Source organism: Curvibacter sp. GW821-FHT09D12 (assembly GCF_059416245.1).
Genome location: NZ_JBWKOU010000003.1, coordinates 448,026 through 463,712 on the forward strand (window position 1 = coordinate 448,026; position 15,687 = coordinate 463,712).

At 63.3% G+C, this 15,687-nt stretch carries 10 protein-coding genes; 1 reads left to right on the plus strand and 9 read right to left on the minus strand.

What is annotated here, in order from left to right:
* Positions 1–13: 13 nt before the first annotated feature.
* The 7 genes from AC07PT_RS06880 to pdxR form a co-directional block, all read right to left on the minus strand.
* Positions 14–1,357: a hypothetical protein gene (locus AC07PT_RS06880; RefSeq protein WP_494656213.1), complete on the minus strand. Its 1,344-nt coding sequence runs from the start codon at positions 1,355–1,357 to the stop codon at positions 14–16.
* Positions 1,354–2,124: an outer membrane lipoprotein-sorting protein gene (locus tag AC07PT_RS06885; protein WP_494656214.1), complete on the minus strand. Its 771-nt coding sequence runs from the start codon at positions 2,122–2,124 to the stop codon at positions 1,354–1,356. Before AC07PT_RS06885 ends, AC07PT_RS06880 begins: the two co-directional genes overlap by 4 nt.
* Positions 2,121–3,425, minus strand: coding sequence for an ABC transporter permease (locus AC07PT_RS06890; protein WP_494656215.1), 1,305 nt, complete (start codon positions 3,423–3,425; stop codon positions 2,121–2,123). Before AC07PT_RS06890 ends, AC07PT_RS06885 begins: the two co-directional genes overlap by 4 nt.
* Positions 3,422–4,138, minus strand: coding sequence for an ABC transporter ATP-binding protein (locus tag AC07PT_RS06895; protein WP_492349155.1), 717 nt, complete (start codon positions 4,136–4,138; stop codon positions 3,422–3,424). The genes AC07PT_RS06890 and AC07PT_RS06895 overlap by 4 nt, the downstream gene beginning before the upstream one ends.
* Positions 4,139–4,148: 10 nt before the next feature.
* Positions 4,149–4,592: a DUF2141 domain-containing protein gene (locus AC07PT_RS06900; protein ID WP_494656216.1), complete on the minus strand. Its 444-nt coding sequence runs from the start codon at positions 4,590–4,592 to the stop codon at positions 4,149–4,151.
* 140 nt (positions 4,593–4,732) lie between these two features.
* Positions 4,733–5,737 (minus strand): Bug family tripartite tricarboxylate transporter substrate binding protein, encoded by a 1,005-nt coding sequence (locus AC07PT_RS06905; protein ID WP_494656217.1) that lies wholly within the window; start codon positions 5,735–5,737, stop codon positions 4,733–4,735.
* A gap of 106 nt (positions 5,738–5,843) precedes the next feature.
* Positions 5,844–7,268 carry a MocR-like pyridoxine biosynthesis transcription factor PdxR gene (gene pdxR, locus AC07PT_RS06910; RefSeq protein WP_494656218.1) on the minus strand — a complete coding sequence of 475 codons (1,425 nt, stop codon included), beginning with the start codon at positions 7,266–7,268 and terminating at the stop codon, positions 5,844–5,846.
* Between the two features lie 1,293 nt (positions 7,269–8,561).
* Here pdxR and AC07PT_RS06915 point away from each other — a divergent pair.
* Positions 8,562–12,497, plus strand: a complete 3,936-nt coding sequence (locus tag AC07PT_RS06915) for an IPTL-CTERM sorting domain-containing protein (protein WP_494656219.1) — start codon at positions 8,562–8,564, stop codon at positions 12,495–12,497.
* A gap of 252 nt (positions 12,498–12,749) precedes the next feature.
* Here the strand turns inward: AC07PT_RS06915 and AC07PT_RS06920 are convergent, their stop codons facing one another.
* Both AC07PT_RS06920 and AC07PT_RS06925 read right to left on the minus strand, forming a co-directional pair.
* The gene (locus tag AC07PT_RS06920) at positions 12,750–14,714 is read right to left on the minus strand and encodes a sensor histidine kinase (RefSeq protein ID WP_494656220.1); all 1,965 of its coding nucleotides are present in this window, start codon (positions 14,712–14,714) and stop codon (positions 12,750–12,752) included.
* Positions 14,715–14,724: 10 nt separating this feature from the next.
* Complete coding sequence (locus tag AC07PT_RS06925; RefSeq protein WP_494656221.1) at positions 14,725–15,441, minus strand: response regulator transcription factor; 717 nt, start codon at positions 15,439–15,441, stop codon at positions 14,725–14,727.
* Between the last annotated feature and the right edge of the window lie 246 nt (positions 15,442–15,687).

A 15,687-nucleotide genomic window follows, 5' to 3' on the forward strand; every position in this document is an offset into this window, starting at 1 on the left:
CCGCCCTCCCCGCTCAAAACAAAAACAGCTTCACCCCTGCGGTGAGGCGGCTTCGCACCAGGCTGCCAAACTCGGTCTGCACACTGCCAACCGTGCGGGTCAGCACCACAAAGCCCGACAGCTGGCGCCAGAAGTTTTTCTCGCCGTAAAGCAGCACCTGCCCGCTTCGGTCGGCCAGCTGCGTGCTGTATTCGGCACGCCAATAAAGGCCGCTTTCCTGCGGATTGCTCTGCAGGCCCAGCCACAGGTAATCGCGCCCCAGCAATCGAGGCGCCTGTCCCAGGGCCTGGCCCAGGCTGCCATAGGCCAGGGCCGGGTTTTGTGTGGCCAAGGCATTGGCCCGACCCGCCTGGGCCCAATAAGCGGCCTGCCCCGCCTCGCTGTAGCCCCCCGTGCTGTGCAGCCATTCACCGATCAGGACATGACCACTCTCCAAGGTGTAGCTGGCCCCCAGCAGGGCATCCGTGCTGCGCGGGGCCGGTTGTTGCCACCGGTAAAGCGGGCCATTGCCGGGGCTGCCTACCTGCAGCAGGCCGGGCTGGCGGTTGCTGCCCACCTCGCCATAGAGCAGCCAGGCATCGTCGGGCGTCCATTGCGCAAAGCCGCCGACAAAGGTGGAACCGCCCCGCTGCTGGCTGATCACCAGACTGGCCAGGTGCGCGTCACCTTGCTGATCCAGCTTCAGCCAGCTGCTGTGCCCCAGATCGGTGGCCGGGGTGATTTGCGAGGTCGACAGCACATAGCCGCCCCCCAGGCGCCAGCCTGGCGCCAGTTGCCCGGTGTAGCGCAGCACGTCCACCCCCGGCGTGGCGGCCAGCGGGTTGGTGCGGCCGGCATCAAAGTAGAACGGGTTGCTCGGCGAGCGGAAATTGGCCGGGCCCCAGCTCAACAGTTCGCGCCCCACCGTCCACACCCCCTCCCCCTGCCGATAGCGCGCGAACGCCTGGCCCACCTGCTGGGTGTCGTCACTGTCGCGCCGGTCTGGCCGTGCGGCCTGTTCGGTCTGACTGCGCTGCGAGGTCAAGCGCAGCGAGCCGACCAGGGCCAGCGGCCCCTCTTCGGCGCGCCCGTTCAGGCGGACATCCAGCAAGCCCAGCTCGCGTGGCAAGGCGGCCACCCGGTTGCCCGGGTTGAGCAGGCTGGTGCTCAACACACCGTTGTGGGTCCCGTACACCCAGGCCTCGCCCGAGCCACTGAGGCGCCAGGAGGACTCGGCCTGCGGGGTACCGGACTGAGGGGCATCGGACTGCGCGGTATCCGCCTCGGGCGCTGCGCTCTCCTGCGCCAGAGTGGGCAGCGCCAGCGCAGTCGCCACGGCCCAGGCCACCGCCCGCCATCGGATCCGGGCGGGCCTCATTGCAGGTTCCCCACGTCGAACTCCGAGCTGGGGATGGCCTGCGGCGAAATGCGGCTGTAGACCAGCGTGGTGCGGGCATCGCTGAGCGCATCTGCAATTGCCATCCGGCTCACGAACAACACGGTCTTGCCCTGAATGCTCAAGCTGTTGCCATATTCGAACTGCGCACTTTTGAGCTTCTTGCCCGCCAGCGACAGGAAATCGGCCTGCACACCCACGCCCCGGCGCACCGAGATCCAGTAGGTGATGCGGTCGTAAGTGGTCTGGCGGCTGGCCGCCGTCAACTCCAGCACGTGGCAGGGCTCGTTGCCCACGTCCTCCTGGCGCAGATAGCGGGCCTGGTAGTCCTTGGCGTAGTTGGTGGCCGCGATGTCACCGATGGCGGCCTGCCCCGTCAGGCGCTGGCGTGGCGAGATGGCCACCGGCTTCTTCAGGCCGGGCTTGGTCAGCCACATGTTGCGCTCGACCTGCAACATGCGTGAACCCTTGCTGCTCAGGGGCTCCAGCACTTCGGCCACACTGGCGTTGTCGATGGCCTTGATGCGCAGCCGCTGGTCAGGCTGGTCGTCGGCCTGGCTGCCACTGTTGTGGGCATGCACCTCCCAGATCAAGCCCGGAAAGCCGCCCCCGCGGGCCTGATCGGCCTGGCGCAGCAACTGGGTGGCATCGGGTTCGGCCGCCCCGGCCGGAGCGGCCCCCAAGAAGCCGCCCAAAGACAGGACCAGGGCGCTGCGGCGGGTCCAACACGAAAATTCAGCGTGGTTCATACATGCCCCAAAGAAGCGGTGATCGAGTGGTGGGCTGCGCGGCGGGCCGGCCAGTAGGCGGCAAACACCGCCAGCACCGCCAACACCCCGGCAGCAAACGCCGTGCGCGGCAAGTCAAAGCCGATATAGATCGGCACGCTCTGGGTGTTGCTGGGGGGCACATAGCGGATATCGGCCACGTTCACCCCCCAGCGCACCGCAGCCGTCAGCAGCAGGCCGGTGAGAGTGCCGACCAGCACCAGCATCAGCGCCTCGTTGACAAACAAACGGGCGATGCCACTGCGGCGCACACCGATGGCGCGCAGGGTGCCGATCTCGCGGGTGCGCTCCACCACCGCCATGCTCATGGCATTGGCAATCGACAGCACCACAATGGCCAGCACCACCGACAGCATCAGCGCAAAAATCATGTCGTACATGCCCTTGACCTGGCGGAAGAAGGCCGACATTTCCTGCCAGGTGCGCACCTCCATGTCGAGGCCGGCGGCCTTGAAGTCGGCATTCAACTGGTCGCGCACGGCCACTGACTGGGTTTCACTCGGCGCGGGTCGGGTGTACATGTCACGCACGCGGCCATCGGCATCGGCGCTGTCGGCCTGCCCTTCGCCGGGCAGCAGCACGGTCAGGGTCTCGGCCCGCCCCTTGGCGTCCATCAGGTCCTGCACCAGGGCCAACGGCATCAACATCAGCTTGTCGTTGGTGGCCACGTTGCCGGTGTTGACGGCATCAGCAATGTCCACGTCAGAGGCGTTGGCCTGCCCGTGCAGCGTGCTGGCCAGCACCGAGGCGCTGTCGCCGATCTTTAGGCCCAGCACATCGGCCAGGCCCTGGGCAGCGGTCACGCCCTGGGGCTGCTCGTCCTTCAGGGCGCCCGGTGCAAAGCGGAAGGGTCCGCGCAACAGATCGAGATCAGCCGGTGCAATGCCGGCCCCCACAAAGATCGTGCTGCTCTTGCCGTTGGACAGCAGCCCGGTGGCGCTGAGCTTGGGGATCAGGCGGGCGCCTGGCAGGCGCTTCTCGACAATGGCCTGCACCTGGCGGATCTCATCGGCCGTCAGCAGGTATTTGTCGGGGTGCAGCTTGCCCTCGGTCTGCCAGCCCTGGCGATTGATGGTCAGGTGGCCGATCAACTCGGCATGGATGGCCGCGTTGCTGAGCGCCACATACACCGCGCTGGTGTACCCCGCAAACAAGGCCACGGCCGCAAAGCCAAAGGCCAGGCTGAGGATGGTGGCGGCGCTGCGGCGGCGGTTGCGCCACAGATTGCGCCAGGCGAGCTGGATGTTGCCGATGCCGGTCATGCGGCCTCCTGGTAACTGTCTTGTGAGATCAGGCCGTCCTGCAGGCGCAACTGGCGCGGCACTCGGGCCAGCAGACGGGGGTCGTGGGTGGTGAAGATGCAGGTCACACCGGTTTCCCGGTTCAGCCGCTCGATCAGATCGATCACCTCGCGGCTGGTCTGTGAGTCGAGGTTGGCCGTGGGCTCATCGGCAATCAGCAGGCGCGGCGCGCCGACCAGGGCACGGGCAATCGCCACACGCTGGCGCTGTCCGCCGCTCAGGCGATCCGGGCGAAAGTGGAGGAACTCACCCAGGCCCACATGGCCCAGCCACTCGGCGGCACGGCGCCGCACTTCGGCGGCCTTCACGCCCTGCACCTGCAGCGGCAGGGCCACGTTTTCGAGCGCGGTCAGCACCGGCACCAGGTTGAAGCTCTGGAACACAAAGCCGATCTTGTGGTTGCGACAATCCGACAGCGCATCGTCCGAGAGCTGGCTCACGTCCTGCCCCTCGAAACGCAGCACGCCCTTGTCGGCCGCATCAATCAGGCCCAACAGGTTCAGCAGCGTTGATTTGCCGCTGCCCGAGGGGCCCCAGATGGCCATGAATTCGCCGGGCGCCACATCCAGGTCGATGCCGCGCAGGGCGCGGATGCGGGTCTCGCCGAGCGCGAACTCGCGCTCGATGGCGCGCAGCGACAACAGGGGCTCGGGGGTCTTGGGTTCAGTGCTCATGCCGCCCACCTCACTGGCCCGACAGCTTGAGCTGGATGCGTTGCGGCTCGGTGCCCAACTTGATGGCCGCGTCGTCGAACTTGGGCGGGCCGAATTGGCCCTTGGCATCGCGCGAAAAACCATAGGGCTCGGTGGGCATGCCCACCATGTTGGCGTCCAGGCGCTGGTTGCTGTTCAGGTCCTGGTAGGCCGACACGGCATAGGTACCCGGCGCCAGGTCTTTGAACACCAGCTCGACCTGACCCGGCTTGGCCGGCGTCATCTGACCATTGAGCACCTTGCCGCGCGGAAAACCCGCCGCGTCGTTGAACAAGGCCACCATCACCTGCCCCTCAGCCTTGGTGACGCCGCTGACCACCACGGTCAGGTCGGCCGCCTGGGCCAGGCTGGCACCCAAAAACAAGCTCACACCGCCCAGGGGCAGCACACGAATAGCACGTTGCAAAATCGACATGGTTCCGACTCCTGTTTGAACAAGTGTCGGCAGTGTCAACCGGCCTTCCGGGGCCCACCACCGGCTTGCGACAAACCAGCGTCAGACGGGCGCAAAATGCAGCTTGCCGGAGCCAAAAGCAGGCTCTGCTGGGCGGATGCTCAGTCGGGTGTGACGCCGGCCTCGCGGATCACCTTGCCCCATTTGCTGGTTTCGGCGGCCACAAAGGCGTCGAACTCCTCCGGCGTGCCGCCCCCGGGGAAGGTGCCCATGGCCTCCAGGCGAGGCCGCATTTCTTCGCTGCGCACGATGCGGGTCACCTCGTCGGACATGCGCCGCAGGATGTCACGCGGCGTGCCGGCCGGGGCGATCATGCCGGCCCAGGTGCTGCCGGTGAAGTTCTTGAAACCCTGCTCCACAAAGGTGGGCACGTCGGGCAGCACCGGCAGTCGGCGGTCGCTGGCCACACCGATCAGGCGCACCTTGCCTTGCTTGCCCATGTTGATCAATCCGGTGGCGGCATCAAAAAACAGCTGGATCTGCCCACCGATCAAGTCAGTCAGGGCCGGTGCCGCGCCTCGGTAAGGGATGTGCACCATGTAGGCGCCGGTCTGCATCTTGAACAGCTCGGTGGTCAGGTGCACGGCCGAGCCATTGCCCGACGAGCCATAGCTGACCTTGCCCGGGTTGGCCTTGGCATAGCGGATCAGCTCCTGGGCCGTCTTGAACGGGGCGTCGAGCGGTACGGCAGCCACCAGGGGCGAGATGCCCATCAGCGCCACACCGGTGAGGTCCTTGCGGGCGTCATAAGGCAGCTTGGGGTACAGCGTGTTGTTGGCCGCATAGGCGGCGATCACCACGCCGAAGGTGCTGCCGTCCGGTGCCGACTTGGCCACCGCATCGACCCCGATCACGCTGCCGGCCCCCGGCTTGTTGTCAATGATCACGGTCTGGCCCAGGCGGGTCTGCAGACCGTTCTGGATCAGGCGGGCCATCTGGTCGGTGAAGCCGCCGGGGGTGTAGGGGACGATCAGGCGAATGGGCTTGCTCGGCCAGCCGGCATTCTGGGCCCAGGCCGGGGCAGCCAATGAGGCCACCGAACCGGCGGCAGCGGTCAGCACCCGGCGGCGGGAGGGACGGTCAAGAGAAATGGGGGACGAAGGCATCAGGCCAGACTCCGGCAACAAGACAAAACCTGATTCTCAGCATCCCAGGCACCCGGCGCATTGGGGCAAGCCCGGCCGAGCCGTCGCCTCGGCGACCGGCCCGGCCTCAGCCCTTGAACATCGGGCCGACGATGCGGGCCGCCGCCTGCAGGCTGGCCGGTGCGTAGCCGGCATAGCCGAACAGCCAGCCCCGCCGTGGTGAGGCCACCGCATAGCGGGACAGCGGCGTCAGCACCACCCCCTGGGCGGCTGCCCGCCGGCTCAGCGCTTCGTCATCGGTGCCTGTGGGCTGCTCCAGACAAAGGTGCATGCCTCGGTCACTGGCCTGCAGTTGCAAAGCCCCATTGCTGGCCTCGGCCAGCGCATCAATCATCACCTTCTGCCGCCCCTGATACAGCTCACGCATGCGGCGCAGATGCCGCAGCAGGTGGCCTTGCGCAATGAAGCTGGCCAGCACCGCCTGGGTGTCGCCTGGGGCATGCCGATCGCTCAGAGCACGGGCCATCGAAAAGGAAGCCACCCAGGCCGGCGGCAGCACGATGAAGCCCAACCGCAGACCGGGGTGCAGGGTCTTGGAGAAAGTACCCACATACAGCACCCGCTCGGACCGCGGCAGACTGCACAAGGCAGGCAAACGGTGGGGCCCGTACTGGAACTCGCCGTCGTAATCGTCCTCGATCACCCAGGTCTGGTGGCGATGCGACCAATCCAGCAAGGCCTGGCGACGCGCCAGACTCATGCGCACGCCGGTTGGAAACTGATGCGTCGGCGTGACCACGGCCAGGCGTGCCCGAGGCCATTGCCGCTCGGCCTCGGCGATGCACAGGCCCTCCTCGTCCAGCGGTACCGGCCGGGCCTGCACGCCATGGCCCAGCAGGCTGGCCCGGATGCCGGGGTAGCCCGGGTCTTCGACCAGCACCTCGTCCCCGACATCGAGCAACAGCCGCCCCACCAAGTCCAGCGCCTGCTGCGAGCCCGAACACACCAGCACCCGACCGGCATCGCACCGAATGCCGCGCGAGGCCCAGAGCCACTGGGCAATCGCCTCGCGCAGTGCCGGATCGCCAGCGGGGTCCAGGTACTGAGCGCCCGCCTGCCGCTGCAGCGGTGTGCGCTGTCGGCTCAACCGGTCCCAGGTGCTGAAGGGAAAGCCGGCCACATCGGGCGCACCGATGCGAAACGGGGTGGCCGCCTGCCGGGGCGGGCTCCAGCGCCGAGCCGTCTCGGCAATCAATTGCCCGCGCCGGGACAGGCCCAGCGGCAAGGCGCTCAAGGCCCCGGCCCCGCTGGGGACAGCCAGCTTGGCGCTGACATAGCTGCCATCGCCCACCCGGGCCGTCACGTAGCCCTCGGCCTGCAAGCGCTCCATGGCCCACAACAAGGTGTTGCGCGACACCCCCAAGGTGCGCGCATGGTCCCGCGTAGCGGGCAGTCGACTGCCCGCCGCCAGAGCGCCATTCTCGATGGCCAGGCGCAATTGCTCGTACACCTGCTGCCGGCGGGTTGGCCCCCGATGGCTCCCCTGATTCATGGGCACTGGGCTCCTTGAATAGAACGTGATCAAAAAAGACTGCGAATGGCTGTGCGGCCCCTCCCTCAGTCTGTCCACCTTGGCACAAGCGTCCACGCCCGTGTGCATCGGTGTGCCATGGTGCCACGGGTTGCCCTTTGGGTCGGGGGCATCTCCGGGTCACGCTGGCCCATCTTGCTCTTGGTCCAGTTGGGCACCGAAATGATGCTGGCATCGACCTCTATGCCCGCCTTGAGCCGCAGGCCCTTCTGGGCCAGGCCGGCATGAATGGCTGCCGAGGCCTGCATGGCAACTGCGTGTCTTTTCAGCAAATGGCGGGAACTTGGGGTTTTGCCAACGCAGGGACTGGTTGTCTCGTCGGGCAGCCTGGCTGCGCCCTCCAAACCCACAAATCGCCTCATGCCTGGCCGGGGCGCACGGCTTCCACCACGGCGGCAGGCCAAGAGTGCGCAGCATGGTCTCATGCTGTAAACGACGGGCGCACGCCCAAAGCCCGGTGTGCGCCGCGCGCATGCAGCTGGCCCAGCGCCCCCCCCAGGGCACCTCCTGACTCATCTCATCGAGAAAGACTTCTTGGTGGGTCGTCCGGGGCTGCGGGGTCAAGGCCAGGCGTGATCTGGTTCTCTGGTTCATGTGCGTGATCTTGCACAACGTTCAGGCCCGAATCTGGCATGAATCATCAGTATCGACAATAACGGCCAGAAATACCGGCTGCATGTCCCCAATACTAGGGACATACAGCCAACAAAATAAGACCGACCATTGGCACAAATCAAGCTCAACGCCGACGCCCTGGATCAAAAAATATGCTCAATTAGCATGGAAGTTCGCTTCAAGCCGCCTTTTCAGATAGTCCAACCATCAGCACCCTGCTCCAAATGTTCACCCAGATATCGGCACTGATTTTCAGTGCATGGTCCGTGCGCAGGTAAGTGTTGGCGCACGACGGACTGGTTGTTTTAATCGTCTCGTGGGCGCCTGTAGATTGACAGCGCGAAAGAAACAAAGAAGAGGCAGCAGAGCAAATACCGCCCGACAAACTGGAAGGCGTTCAGCGCGGCGCTGAAGATGCGCGGCGATGGGCCGCGGCCTCTGGAAAAGGTAAAGCGATTACCAGCAGATGTCTTTCGACATTCTGCAAAATTTTCTCGACCGGCTTTGCATCTCGCTCAAAAGTTAGTTTTCAGCGCTCCAACGCCCCAAGCACAAAAGCATTTGCATTGACTACGTGATTTCAAGATTGCATCTGGCAATTCAATAAAAACCAACAAGATATAATAGGGAAGAATCAGCATGAAAACTCAAAGTGGTCTGGTTTCGAGAATTATTTTTCGTTCGGAACAACATGCCCGATGTTTATTGGTCGCGGTGCTGACGCTGGGGATCTTCCTCGGCATCGTGAGCCCAGCTAACGCGCTGACCAATACCTGGAGTGCTGCGGGCAGCATGAGCACGGCTCGGACTAGCCACACGACGACCCTGCTACCCTCAGGCCAGGTGCTGGTCGTGGGGGGACGGGACAACATCTCAACCCTAACCAGCGCTGAGCTGTACGACCCGGTGACCCAGACCTGGAGTACTGCGGGCAGCATGAGCACTGCGCGGGCAGATCACACTGCGACTCTACTTCCCTCAGGCCAGGTGCTGGTCTTGGGGGGGAGTGACAACGGTGGAATTCTTGCCAGCGCAGAGCTGTACGATCCGGCCACCCAGACCTGGAGTGCTGCGGGCAACCTGAGCACGGCGCGTGCTGTTCACACAGCGACCCTGCTGCCCTCAGGCCAGGTGCTGGTCGTGGGGGGATTTGGCAACGGTGGATTGCTTGGCAGTGCCGAGCTTTACGACCCATCGACCCAGACCTCGAGTGCTGCGGGCAGCCTGAGCACGGCTCGATATTTGCACACAGCGACCCTACTGCCCTCAGGCCAGGTGCTGGTCGTGGGAGGGTGGGGCAACAGTGGAAATCTTGCCAGCGCCGAGCTGTACGACCCAGCGACCCAGACCTGGAGTGCTGCTGCGGGCAGCCTAAGTACGGCGCGGAGGGGCCAAACAGCGACCCTGCTGCCCTCTGGCCTGGTGCTGGCCGTAGGGGGAATTGGCGATGGTGGGTTCCCTGCCAGCGCCGAGCTGTACGACCCAGCGACCAACTCCTGGAGTGCGGCGGGCAACCTGAGCACTGCGCGTGCTGGGCACACAGCGACCCTGCTGCCCTCAGGCCTGGTGCTGGTTGTGGGAGGGTTTAGCAACAGTGGAAATCTGGCTAGCGCCGAGCTGTACGCCCCGGCGACCCAGACCTGGAGTGCGGCGGGCAGCTTAGGTACGGCGCGGAGGGGCCAAACAGCGACCCTGCTGCCCTCAGGCCAGATGCTGGCCGTGGGGGGGATTGGCAACGGTGGAAATCTTGCCAGCGCCGAACTGTACGACCCGGCGATCCCGACCTGGCGTGCTGCGGGCAGCCTGAACATGGCGCGCACTTATCACACAGCGACCCAGCTGCCCTCAGGCCAGGTGCTGGTCATGGGGGGCATTGATAGCAACTCTGCAGCCACGGCCAGCGTCGAGCTGTACGACCCGGCGACCCAGACCTGGAGTGCTGCGGGCAGCCTGAGCACGGCTCGATATTTGCACACAGCTACCCTGCTGCCCTCAGGCCAGGTGCTGGTCGTGGGAGGCGTTGATAGCAACTCTGCAGCCACAGCCAGCGTCGAGCTGTACGACCCGGCGACCCAGACCTGGCGTGCTGCGGGCAGCCTGAGCACGGCTCGATATTGGCACACAGCGACCCTGCTGCCCTCAGGCCAGGTGCTGGTCGTGGGAGGGTTTGGCAACAGTGGAAATCTTGCCAGCGCCGAGCTGTACGACCCGGCGACCCAGACCTGGAGTGCGGCGGGCAGCCTGAGCACGGCTCGGTTTAAACACACAGCGACTCTGCTGCCATCAGGCCTGGTACTGGTCGTGGGGGGGTATGACAACGGTGGATATCTTGCCAGCGCCGAGCTGTACGACCCGGCGACCCACACATGGAGTGCTGCGGGCAGCCTAAGCGCAGCTCGGAACTATCACACAGCGACCCTGCTGCCCTCAGGCCAGGTGCTGGTCGTGGGGGGGCTTGGCATTGGTGGAATTGTTGCCAGCGCCGAGCTGTACGACCCGGCGACCCAGACCTGGAGTGCTGCGGGCAGCCTGAGCGCGGCGCGTCGGAGACATACAGCGACCCTGCTGCCCTCAGGCCAAGTGTTGGTCGTGGGGGGAATTAACAGCAATGGATACCTTACCAGCGCCGAACTGTACGACCCGGCAACCCAAACCTGGATTGCTGCGGGCAGCCTGAGCGCAGCTCGGTACTATCACACAGCGACCCTGTTGGCCTCAGGCCAGGTGTTGGTCGTAGGGGGGGTTGGCAATGGATATCTTGCCAGTGCCGAGCTTTACACCCACAGCCTGGGATTCGCAGACACCAGCCGGCCCGTGATCAGCAGATTGGCCAGCGCTTTGCAACCGGGCCAAACCTTGCAGATCGGAGGGACAGGCTTCAATGGCAGCAACAATGGCTGGAGCGAGGCCTCGGGTGGCAGCACCAACAGCAGCGCCACCAACTACCCGCTGGTGCAGTTGCGTCGCCTCGACAATGAACAGGTGAGTTGGCTCACTCCGACGTCGGCACGCTCTGATACCGCTTACACCAGCGCCGCGCTCAACGGCTTGGCCCTGGGGGCTTACAGGCTGACCATGTTTGTCAACGCGATTCCCAGCTTCTCTCAACTGTTCCAACTAACGCCCCTGGCTGTCTGGTCTGTTTCGCCAAGCAGCGGCCCCAGCGCCGGCGGAATCAGCGTCGCCATCGCTGGCACGGGCTTTACCAGCACCACGGCGGTCTACTTTGGCGGTACGGCGGCGGCCAGTTTCACGGTCGACAGCGACACGCAGATCACGGCCGTGGCGCCAGCCGGCAGTGCCGGGACGGTGGATATCACGGTGACCTCCGCAGGCTCAACCAGCGCAACAGTGACGGCCGATCAGTTCAGCTACGTGACTGCGCCCACCGTCACCAGCCTGGGAACCCGTGCAGGGCCCACTGCGGGCGGCACCTTGGTGCTGATCACAGGCACCAACTTCACGGGGGCTACCGCCGTCCTGTTTGGCAGCAGCAATGCCGCCGTCTACACGGTCAACAGCACAACACAGATCACCGCAACGGCCCCTGCGGGTTCGGTCGGCACGGTGCATGTCACGGTGACCACGGCGGGGGGTAGCAGCGCGACCAGCACCGGTGACCAGTTCACCTATGCAGCAGCGCCCACCGTCACCAGCCTGGGAGCCTCTTCAGGCCCGGCCGCGGGTGGCACTTCGGTGGTCATCAACGGCACCAACTTCACGGGGGCCACTGCCGTCCAGTTTGGCAGCAGCAATGCCACCGGCTACACGGTCAACAGCGCAACGCAGATCACCGCCACGGCACCAGCGGGTTCGGTCGGCACGGTGCATGTCACGGTGACCACGGCGGGAGGCACCAGCAGCACCAACGCCGGTGACCAGTTCACCTACCAAAGCGCTGGAGCCTGTGGCGCCGCAGCAGGCGTTGCCGCCATTCTGAAACCGGCAGCCAACCTCTGCGCTGTAGGCAATGCTTCGGCCGTGGCATTGAACTCTTCCAACTGGTCGTGGACCTGCGCGGGCACTCTGTCACAAGCAGCTTGCTCGGCACCTTTGAAGGCCACGCCAGGCAACACCAACAGCGGCGCCGTGACGGCTGCTGGGAGCAACGGCTGGACCCTTCAAAGCGCAAGTTTTGTGGCGGCGCCCTCGATTGCCAATTCCGTGGTACCTGCCGGAACGACCTTCCCGTTCGGTTTGGCCTCCTTGAGCTTGAGCGGAGGCACTCCCGGTACCCAGGCAACCGTGACGATGACCTACGCTTCCGCGATACCGGCCAACTCGGTCTATTACAAATACAACCCGAACACCTCCACTTGGTCGGTGCTGAACAGCGCGGTGTTCAACTACACGAACAATTCGGTGACCTTCACGCTGACAGACGGTGGTGTGGGCGACGACGACGGCGCACCCGACGGAGCGATCTTGGATCCGGGTGGTCCCGGCGTTCCCTCGGCTGCAGCATTGACAACGGCGGTCCCGTCATTGTCGGAATGGGGCGTTGCCATGTTGACGCTCTTGATGCTGTTGCTGGGGATCGGTCATGTGCGCATCCGCAGGGCGTTGGCACACTGATGCGCCTGAGTTCCGGCACGACACCTGGCCGAGAACTGAGTTCTGTCCGGCCTTGGCAACGATGGCTGCATTGACTGACCATGCGGGTTTGGGCTTGAAGAAAGGAAGCAACCCTGGCTTCGATCTGATCTCCGGGCAAGTGGATGGCAAGGACGGCCTGAGGGTGACAAAAATTGAGGCAGCCCTGAGGGGTTGGAATCTCTCAGGGTTGGGTCCATTTTTCACGCGGACTTGAGAGGTTTTGCAAACCCACTACGGGGCGACGACAATGGGCAACAACAACTTGAATTGCGTTCCTTCAGGCCCAGAGGTCCATTGAACGCTCCCATTGATGGCTTGGGCCCGGCGCATTTGGTTGTTCAAGCCACGCCCTTTGGGGCTCAAACGGACAGCTTCATAATCAAACCCAGCCCCATTGTCTTGAATCGAAACCACCACATGCGGCCACTGCAGCCCTGTGCGTACATGGACCTCGGTGGCACGAGTGTGTTTGAGAATGTTGGCGAATGCCTCTTGAAAGATGCGCAGGATATGCAAACCGCTGCGTGGATTCAACCATGACAACCTGGGTATCTCCTGAACCTCCCAATTGAGCCGTACACCCGCCGCTTTGAGCCTTGGACCCAAGCGAAATCGAAAGGTTGCCAGCAGCAAGAGAAGGTCTGCTTCGACGGGCTCCATCGAATCAATCGTCAGTTTCAAATCGTCGATGCATGCTTTGAGGATGTCGCCGAGCAAGGCCTGCGTCATGCCTCCGCCCTCCACCGCACGCAATGCGGTGACCAACGAAGAGCCCAGTCCATCATGCATGTCTTGTGTCAAGCGCTGACGTTCCTCGCCGAGCATCTGGATTTTCTCGATGTCGCGCAAACGCGCATGGCTAGCGGTCAACTCCGCTTCTCGAATCGACAGACGCTGAGCCAGGTGCAGATTGGCTTTTTCTATATTCTCCATGGCACCAATATAACGACCATACATGATGTACAGGGCAATACCAAACACACCCACAATGGCATACGGATTGGTATATATCCCCTCGGGACTCACCCAATTGGTTTGCAACAATAAATCGTAGATGCAACACAGCGTCGCGAATAACAACCAGCCCGCCACAAGCCATGTTTCATGTGAGCTCTGACGAAACCCTTTGCGCAGCGCATCATAGAAAATGAGTGCGGCAATTGGGACCATCAAGATGTTGACGACGGGTGTTAGCAGTGTCAGCGTTGGCAGGATGCCCAGTCCGGGAGTAGAAACACCGCTCCAAAGCAAAGCGCTCCAAACCAGGAATCGAGTCATGTTACGCATGGGATTCTGGTGAAGGCGCTCCATCATGCAATGACAAAAGATCACCAACCAAATCAGAGAACAGGTCTTGATCCATTCAAACCACTCATCAGAGAGAAGCAGGAATCCGCCACCCACGTGGTAGTGCAGCATGCGCAAAAACGCCATCACAGATGTTGCAAAGAAAATCAAATACAGCGAATCGCGACGCATTTTGATCCAGATGGCCAATGCAAAAAAACCTACCGCCAAAAAAGCACCGCTACCGATGAATGGCAATTGGGTCTGCACCAGTTGGCGCATCTGGTAGCGCCAGGCAAGAGCCTCCACCGAGCCGACCCAGACCGTGGAAAGAGCGCTGCCGGTGTTTCGCAAATGGTCTATGCGCAGCGTGACTGTCTTGGGCGGTGCTTCGTCAACAGCGGCATTGAGCGGTATCAGAAGTGGATGGTTATAGCCATTCAGCGTCATGCTGCCCTGAGACGCATACAGCAGGCGGTTGTCCGAATAGACCGCCAACTGGCCAATGGTCTTCCAACGCGGGATGTAGAGGTATTGGGGCTCTTGATTTGCATTGAAATGACTCAAATCCAGTCGATACCAGTCGGTCAGGGTTTGCCCAACTTGTTCCGCAGGGGGCAGCACTTCGCGCTTGAAAGTACTGGGCAGCGAAACGCTTTTCCAGCCTTTCTGGGTCAAAAACTCAGGTGCCAATTGCGCGGGGGGCCGGCTGTAGCCTCGACCAGGCACCGACAGGAATTGCGCCTCATGCCATTGAGTTGCATGTGTCTCGCTGGCGGTTAGCTCGCATCCCGCCAGCATGAGAATCCAGGCCAATGCACAGAACACGGCAATCAGTCGGCGGCCATGGGATCCCAAACTGTCGTTGCGGCCGTGCCACCTGGAGCGATGCACCTGCGTCATGGGCATCAAGGCGTGGTCATACCAAGCCCTGGTATCGGGCTTCGTAGATGGCTTCAGCCTTGGAGTTGACCTTCAGCTTGGCATAAATGCGGCGCACATAGGTTTGTACCGTGTGCGTGGACACCTGCATGACCTTGGCGATCTCATCGGCCGTGAACCCTTTGGTGATCAACTCCAACACCTCCGTTTCGCGCGCGGAAAGCACCGAGTGCATGGGGTCCGGGCGGAGCATGGGCTCGTGCGCTTTGACAGCGGGCTGCGTGCGAAAGTGCGTCAATATCTTGCGGGCGATCAATGGGTTGATGGGGCTACCGCCCGCATGGAGACTCCGGATTTCACGCAGCATATCGCCCGCCTCTCCGTCTTTGAGCAAATAGCCTGAGGCGCCGGCCTCCAGCGACTTCATGACATGAGCTTCGTCGGCAAAGGTGGTGCACACCATCACGGCGCAGGAGGGCCACAAGTGTCGGGCGGCCTCAATCACGTCCAGGCCCGATCCATCGGGCAGTCCCAAGTCCACCAGCAAGACATCTGCGGCACGACCTTGCAAGGCATACAACCCTTCAGATCGGGTGCTGGCAATGCTGACCATGAGCAGGTCGACTGAGGCCTCAACGGCCCTCACGATGGCGTTTTGAACCTCGACATCATCCTCAACAAGGGCAACCCGAATTTGGGCAGAAGGCGGTGGGGTTGGCATGGTGGCAATGGTGGGAGCCGGGGGAATCAGCATGGCAGATGCACAAATGGAGTTGCCAAGGCCCAGCAGGGGTATTTTTCTCTATCGCACCGTAGCGTCAGGATTATCAACCCGCCTGCTCTCAGACACCGTCCCCAAAATTGGGGACAGCAGGGTTCGCTGCTGCGCTTTGGCGCCACACCTGGGTACTCGCGCTGGCCACCGACTGCCCGCCGCCAGAGCGCCATTCTCGATGGCCAGGCGCAATTGCTCGTACACCTGCTGCCGGCGGGTTGGCCC

Bases quoted from the DNA above. Each gene is read 5' to 3' on its own strand.
- AC07PT_RS06895 (WP_492349155.1), bottom strand. From the start codon at position 4,138: ATGAGCACTGAACCCAAGACCCCCGAGCCCCTGTTGTCGCTGCGCGCC.
- AC07PT_RS06885 (WP_494656214.1), bottom strand. From the start codon at position 2,124: ATGAACCACGCTGAATTTTCGTGTTGGACCCGCCGCAGCGCCCTGGTC.
- AC07PT_RS06890 (WP_494656215.1), bottom strand. From the start codon at position 3,425: ATGACCGGCATCGGCAACATCCAGCTCGCCTGGCGCAATCTGTGGCGC.
- AC07PT_RS06900 (WP_494656216.1), bottom strand. From the start codon at position 4,592: ATGTCGATTTTGCAACGTGCTATTCGTGTGCTGCCCCTGGGCGGTGTG.
- pdxR (WP_494656218.1), bottom strand. From the start codon at position 7,268: ATGAATCAGGGGAGCCATCGGGGGCCAACCCGCCGGCAGCAGGTGTAC.
- AC07PT_RS06920 (WP_494656220.1), bottom strand. From the start codon at position 14,714: ATGCCCATGACGCAGGTGCATCGCTCCAGGTGGCACGGCCGCAACGAC.
- AC07PT_RS06905 (WP_494656217.1), bottom strand. From the start codon at position 5,737: ATGCCTTCGTCCCCCATTTCTCTTGACCGTCCCTCCCGCCGCCGGGTG.
- AC07PT_RS06880 (WP_494656213.1), bottom strand. From the start codon at position 1,357: ATGAGGCCCGCCCGGATCCGATGGCGGGCGGTGGCCTGGGCCGTGGCG.
- AC07PT_RS06925 (WP_494656221.1), bottom strand. From the start codon at position 15,441: ATGCTGATTCCCCCGGCTCCCACCATTGCCACCATGCCAACCCCACCG.
- AC07PT_RS06915 (WP_494656219.1), top strand. From the start codon at position 8,562: ATGAAAACTCAAAGTGGTCTGGTTTCGAGAATTATTTTTCGTTCGGAA.